The following is a 6,427-nucleotide window of genomic DNA, read 5'->3' on the forward strand; positions in this document are numbered from 1 at the left end:
ATAATATATTTTGCTTCCTATCATACTTCGCTTTATCCTAGTGCGCTGTGACCCACAGGCTTTATTTGCCAATACCAGAACTTTTTACTTTATAAATGGACAGCAGCAATGAGTGACTTTAGTTATCAAAATCTCACGCCAGATTTAATTCTGGATGCAATAGAGAGTATTGGTATTTATCCTGAGTCGGGGCTACTCCCTCTGAACAGCTACGAAAATCGTGTTTACCAGTTTCGCAGCGACGATGCGAAGCGTTATGTCGCTAAGTTTTATAGGCCAAACCGTTGGTCTGATGAGCAAATAAAAGAAGAGCATGCGTTTTCATTTGAATTGGCTGATTCAGAAGTACCGGTTGTTAGCCCTATCACACGAGATGGTGAAAGTTTGTTTGAACATCAAGGCTATCGATTTGCTTTATTTCCTAGTGTGGGGGGACGACAATTTGAAATGGATAGTTTGGATCAGCTCGAAGTACTTGGCCGTTACATTGGTCGGTTGCACAGTGTCGCAAAACAATATGATTTCACCCATCGTCCAAGTATAAATACCGATAGTTATTTGACACAGGCTAGCCAAGACATTTTAAGCAGTGAATGTCTGCCGCAATCGCTGCAATTGGCTTTTTCGACAGTGCTAGAGCAAGTTGTTAAAAAAACGGAAGAAAAATTTGTAGTTAATGATACGATCAGATTGCATGGAGACTGCCATGCTGGCAATATTCTGTGGTCTCAAGAACAATTGATGATCGTAGATTTAGATGACTGCCGTCAGGGACCCGCTATTCAAGATCTCTGGATGATGTTAAATGGCGATCGCCAAAATCAAGTATTGCAACTAGACACTTTGCTAGGTGGTTATGAAGAGTTTAGCGAATTAGATATGGCTCAGTTACAGCTGATTGAACCGTTAAGAGCGATGCGTATGATCCATTATATGGGGTGGTTGGCAAAACGTTGGCATGATCCTGCCTTTCCAAGGAACTTTTCTTGGTTTGCGACAGACAAATATTGGGAACAGCAGATCTTGGCACTAAAAGAACAATTAGCCGCGCTAGATGAGCCGGCACTAACAGTTTATCCATAAAATTTAAGAGAGAAAGTACATGTTAAAATCTATTAAAGTGGCATTATTGGCGCTATGCATGCCACTTGCTGCATTCGCTGCTGAATTCAAAGAAAGTGTGCACTATGAAACACTGACTTTAGAAAAGAGCAAAACACCTAGAGTAATTGAGTTCTTTTCTTTTTATTGTCCACATTGTTATAAATTTGAGGGGCCAGCGCGCGCTTTACAAGCGAGCTTGCCTATTACTGTGCCATTCGAAAAAATTCACGTAAATTTTATGGGCGGGATCCCGCCTGAAGCACAGTCATTTTTGAGTTATGGCTACATAATTGCTAAGCAGTTTGGTGTTGACTCTCAGGTAGTTGAGCAAATCTTTAAGACCATACATGAGCAAAATGGTCGTTTCGCAAGCATGAAAGATGTTCAGAAATTATTAGAAGCGCACGGCGTATCAGCTGAGAAGTTCGACTCTGCATTGGCAAGTATGCCTGTTATCTCTGCAGAGAAAGCAATGCAAGGTGAGCAAAAGAGATTTAGCGAAGCTGGCGCATTGAAAGGCGTACCTACTTTTATTGTTAACGATAAATATCGCGTTATCACGCATTCATTAAGAAGCCAAGCCGAGTTCAACGAATTAGTTAAACACTTACTAGAAAAATAATTGTCGGAGAATATGATGTTGAAATCAATTAAAGCTGCCTTGTTGGCACTTATGCTGCCATTGGCGGCCAATGCAATGACTTTTGAAGCAGGTAAACACTATGAAGTGATTGCTGAGCGTGGCACTAAAAAGCCAGAAGTGACGGAGTACTTTTCATTTTATTGCCCAGCATGTAATAACTTTGAAGGCCTAATAGATCAATTCAAGCCTAAGTTAGACTCTGGTGTTAAGTTCAAAAAAAGCCACGTTGACTTTGTTGGTGTCCGTGATCCTGAACATCAAAAAATGATTGCTACAGCATTGGCTACTGCAGAGGTATTACCTCAGAAAAAACAAATTGTATCGGCAATTTTTAGTCACATTCATACTAAGCGTGGGAAGTTTAATGAACTTGCAGACATTAAAGATGTGTTTGTTGCTCAAGGTGTAGATGGCGCAAAATTTGACAAGATGTACAAGAGTTTTTCTGTGCGTACTAAAGCCTCAAAAATGGCGAGGCAGCAAAAACAACTTCAAGATAAAGGTGCTCTATCGAGTGTACCTACATTTATCGTTAATGGTAAATATAAGTTGGTATTAGGTAGAAGCTCTGGCATTACGAGTCCAGATGATATCGCTAAACTAATTAACTACTTGGCGAGTAAATAACAAAACGTTTAGCATACAAAAACCCCGCATGTGCGGGGTTTTTTTGTTCTAGGGCCAAGTGGCTTACTTACGAGTTAAAAATACACCTGATTCGACATGATGCGTATAAGGGAACTGATCAAATATAGCTATTCGCGCGATAGTATGCGTCTCAGTTAATATCTCGAGGTCTCGCTCTAGTGTATCTGGGTTGCAAGAAATGTAGATAATGTTGTCGTAGTTACTCACTAAGCGACAGGTTAGTTCATCCATGCCTGCACGGGGTGGGTCAACTAAAATTGTCTGACAGTTGTAAGATTGTAAATCTATTCCGTTGAGTCGAGAAAAGGAGCGTTTGCCTTGCATTGCGTCAGTAAACTCTTCACTCGACATGCGAATAATATCAAGATTACCGACTTGATTCGCTGCAATATTGTACTGTGCAGAATGGACTGATGATTTTGATATTTCAGTTGCAAGAACACGATCGAAGTGCTCAGCTAAGGCGATTGAAAAGTTACCATTACCGCAATATAACTCTAGCAAATCATTCGATAGTGGGGCCGCGATAGATTTTGCCCATGACAACATTTTTTCATTCACTTTGGCGTTAGGCTGTGTAAAGCTGTTTTCTACTTGCTGGTAAATATACTCTTTACCATCTACATTGAGCCTTTCAGTCACAAAGTCATCACCAAAAACGACTTTTTGCTTTCGCGCGCGGCCAATAAAATCAATTTTATAAGTTTCTTGTAGCTCAGCTCTAAGCGTGGTCATCGCTTGCTGCCAGTCATCATCCAGCTTTTTGTGATAAAGCAAACTAACTAATATCTCACCACTGAGTGTTGACAGATAGTCGATTTGAAATAGCTTGCGTCTCAGTATTTCATTGTGACGTAATTTATTCATCATCACTTGCATAAGCTCATTGACCAATGGTGCACCTGGATCAAATTGATCAACGCGTATTTTCTCTTTGCTTTGTTGATCAAACATTATGTGATACAAGTCTTCTCCATCGTGCCATACTCGAAATTCACAGCGTTGCCTGTAGTGATTTTTTTCAGAGTCATAAACCTCTAATTCAGGTGCGTTAAAGCGTGCAAATTGCGTGCTGATGCGCTGTTTTTTTTCTGATAGCTGTTGGCTATACAAAGAAGTATCAATATTGATCACGGCCATGCTGAGATTACCTTTATGTATTGCAAGGAGGCGCTATTTTAGGTGGCGAGGAACATTTGTCCAGTGCTTACCATTAAAATTGCACTTTTATTGTACAAAATAGCTTTAGCTTTAGCGTATATGGCCGATAATTAACTGATAGGGTATAGCGGAGAGCAATCATGAAGATCGGACAGTTGAATCAGCTGTTAAACCCAGCGATGCAGCACAATGCTGCCAAAGCTAAACCGACCATTCCTAATATCTCAATAAACTCCGATGTTTATCAAGGTAATAAGTCTCAGGTCGCAGCGAAAGTGCTCGATGATAAGTTGGCGCAAGCGCTTGGTATTGAGAAAAAAGAAGAGCAAGAAAAACCGCTCTTTGATTTCGAAGAGATTGTCAAAAATGTCCTTGGCTTTGTACAAGGTGCAATTAATAAAGCAAAAGCTGATGGCAAAGATGATGACACATTAAAAGGTATGCTTGAGCAAGCCCGTAAAGGGGTGCAGATGGGGATTGATGAAGCGACCGATGAATTAACCGAATCTGGTTTATTGAATGATGACATCACCGAGGGAATTGAAAAGTCTAAAGAGGGCATCTTTAATGGCTTGGATGAATTTGAAAAAGAATTGTTTGATCCAAGTCCTCAGCATTTGTCTGTGAGCGCGGCCCAATTTGCGAGTTTATCTAATAAAGCTGAGTACGCGTTTACTACCGCTGAAGGCGATGAAGTGGTAATTTCATTTAGCGATGCCTACAGCCAATCACGCGCAGCCAGTTACGAACGAGATGGAAACAATGTCGGTTTTGCCTATGGAGAAAGTCAATCTCAAGAAGTGAGCTTCTCTATAAGTGTCAATGGTGAGCTTAATGAAAAAGAACAAGAAGCCATTAATGCGATGATGGAAGATATTCGTGACGTCAGTGATTCGTTTTTTGCGGGTGAATATGACGAAGCGTTTGAGCTTGCTCAAGGATTAAGCCTTAACAGTGAACAAATATCAAACTTCACTATGGATTTAAGGCAGAGTAAAACATCAGCTGCTATTGCACAGTATCAACAAAGCAATCCAATGAAAGAGTTGGAGCAGGCGTTTGCACCACTTGACAAGAGGCTTGAAGGAATTAACGCGGATGCGGAGTCTTTGGGAATACAAGCACAATTGCCAGATATTATGGCCTGGATGAATGAAGGGCAGCAAAGACTCAATCAGTTTTTAGATTATGCACAATCCTATTTTGGAGCGTTAAATAATAAAGCTGAGACGCAAAATAGCTAGATAGCTTACACGGCGCAGTTTATTTTATGTGTATTGCATGGCAAACTTCAATCCTCGTTTTTGGGGGATTGAAGTTTGCCGCATATATTAGTTTTTGATTCAGGAATTGGTGGGACAAGTGTATTATCAGAGCTTCAGCTAAGGCTTCCTGATGCACGTTACAGCTATGTAATGGATAATGCGCTTTTGCCCTATGGACTCCAGTCACAAGAAACAATTACAAATAGATTAGTATCTCTGTTGTTTTGGATACACCAAAATGACGTGAACGTTGATATTATAGTTATTGCGTGTAATACAGCCTCCACTTACGCCTTAGAGACTGCCAGAAAGCACACTGAAATCCCAATTGTTGGTGTCGTGCCTGCCATTAAGCCTGCTGCTCTTAGTAGCACCAATAAACACATTGGTCTCCTTGCGACGCCAGCGACTTCCAAAAATGCATACACAGCAAATTTAATTTCAAACTTTGCACAAGGATGTAAAGTAGATATTCACCACTCGACAGAATTGGTAAATATTGCTGAGTCTTACTACTGGCATAGAGAATTACCCTATGAGCGATTGAAAGAGGAACTGAAACGTTTAAAAGTAGATCCTCGCCTCGATAGACTAGTTTTAGGTTGTACTCATTTCCCAATCATTAAAGAAGCACTGAAAGAGCTTTTGCATAATGAAGTTGAATTGGTGGACTCAGGTTACGCAATAGCAAAGCGGGTAGAATATCTATTAATGCAAACAGGCAGGTTATCAATAGTAAGTAGCCAAACAGCTATTGGAGTAGAAGAGTTAGCGTCATCTCAAATTGACATGACGCATTGGTATGCGACACACACAAATGGTGCCGCGCAATGTTCAAAGCTGCAATTAATTAAGCTAGAGAATTAGGCTCAGACTCTTCTTGCTTCTGCTTTGCTTCGCGGACTTTTAAAGTGCGCTGTTGAAATTCCATTTCATTAAGTTCTTTAATTGCTTTGTTTGCATCGTTTTCAGACATTTCAACAAAACCAAAGCCTCTTCTTTTCCCAGTATTTTTATCTTTTAATAGACGAACAGAGAAAACTTGCCCTTTTTCCTCAAAAAGTTCTCTGACTGCTTGTTCATTTGCTCTATAGGGCAAATTGCCTACATAAAGCGTTTTGGTTGGAATTGTGTTGCCATTATCCGGCTGCGCAATAGTTGTTTTATTAATTGTTAGTGCTACCAGACCACCTACCACAATACCAAGTGCAAATAAAATCGCGGAATCGATTTTATTTGCGAATAAAAACGTCACTACTGCATACCCTAGAATTGCGAGTATAAAAATAGTAACGAGTGTTTTACGACCTGAAGAATTCATAACGATCTACCAATAAACAGTGAATACACATTAATTTAACAAAGAAAGGTTGCTATCTTAACGACTTAATTAAACATCGCAATAATAAAATATAGATGTTGTGTAAAATTATGCTGATTTATTGAGCTTTAAGCGTCTTAAGGTATGGTTTTGCTGGGATTTTGAGCGATTGAATGTTTTTTTTTAAATTTAATAAAAAAACGCTTGCGCCAATCTTAAATCTCCCTATAATGCGCACCCACTGACACGGCGGGACGCAAACAGAAACGCAAACCAAAGTGAAGG

Annotated in this window: 7 protein-coding genes; 5 read left to right on the forward strand and 2 right to left on the reverse strand. The window is 40.0% G+C overall.

What is annotated here, in order from left to right; genetic code table 11:
* The first annotated feature begins 108 nt into the window (after window positions 1–108).
* From N483_RS03060 to N483_RS03070, 3 genes are read left to right on the forward strand one after another with little or no spacing between them, the layout of a single operon-like run.
* Window positions 109–1,083: a serine/threonine protein kinase gene (locus N483_RS03060; RefSeq protein ID WP_023400643.1), complete on the forward strand. Its 975-nt coding sequence runs from the start codon at window positions 109–111 to the stop codon at window positions 1,081–1,083.
* Window positions 1,084–1,102: 19 nt separating this feature from the next.
* A complete protein-coding gene (locus N483_RS03065; RefSeq protein ID WP_023400642.1) occupies window positions 1,103–1,726 on the forward strand; it encodes a thiol:disulfide interchange protein DsbA/DsbL in 624 nt (207 codons plus the stop codon).
* 15 nt (window positions 1,727–1,741) lie between these two features.
* Complete coding sequence (locus tag N483_RS03070) at window positions 1,742–2,374, forward strand: thiol:disulfide interchange protein DsbA/DsbL (protein WP_023400641.1); 633 nt, start codon at window positions 1,742–1,744, stop codon at window positions 2,372–2,374.
* A 63-nt stretch (window positions 2,375–2,437) separates the two neighbouring features.
* Here N483_RS03070 and trmA read toward each other — a convergent pair whose 3' ends face one another.
* Window positions 2,438–3,535 (reverse strand): tRNA (uridine(54)-C5)-methyltransferase TrmA, encoded by a 1,098-nt coding sequence (gene trmA, locus N483_RS03075; RefSeq protein WP_023400640.1) that lies wholly within the window; start codon window positions 3,533–3,535, stop codon window positions 2,438–2,440.
* A 161-nt stretch (window positions 3,536–3,696) separates the two neighbouring features.
* Here trmA and N483_RS03080 point away from each other — a divergent pair, with 161 nt between their 5' ends.
* Window positions 3,697–4,800: a DUF5610 domain-containing protein gene (locus N483_RS03080; RefSeq protein WP_023400639.1), complete on the forward strand. Its 1,104-nt coding sequence runs from the start codon at window positions 3,697–3,699 to the stop codon at window positions 4,798–4,800.
* Between the two features lie 75 nt (window positions 4,801–4,875).
* A complete protein-coding gene (gene murI, locus N483_RS03085; RefSeq protein WP_023400638.1) occupies window positions 4,876–5,688 on the forward strand; it encodes a glutamate racemase in 813 nt (270 codons plus the stop codon).
* Here the strand turns inward: murI and N483_RS03090 are convergent.
* Window positions 5,672–6,142, reverse strand: coding sequence for an RNA recognition motif domain-containing protein (locus N483_RS03090; RefSeq protein ID WP_023400637.1), 471 nt, complete (start codon window positions 6,140–6,142; stop codon window positions 5,672–5,674). The two genes, murI and N483_RS03090, sit on opposite strands and share 17 nt — an antisense overlap.
* Between the last annotated feature and the right edge of the window lie 285 nt (window positions 6,143–6,427).

Source organism: Pseudoalteromonas luteoviolacea NCIMB 1944 (assembly GCF_001625565.1).
GTDB lineage: Bacteria > Pseudomonadota > Gammaproteobacteria > Enterobacterales > Alteromonadaceae > Pseudoalteromonas > Pseudoalteromonas luteoviolacea_F.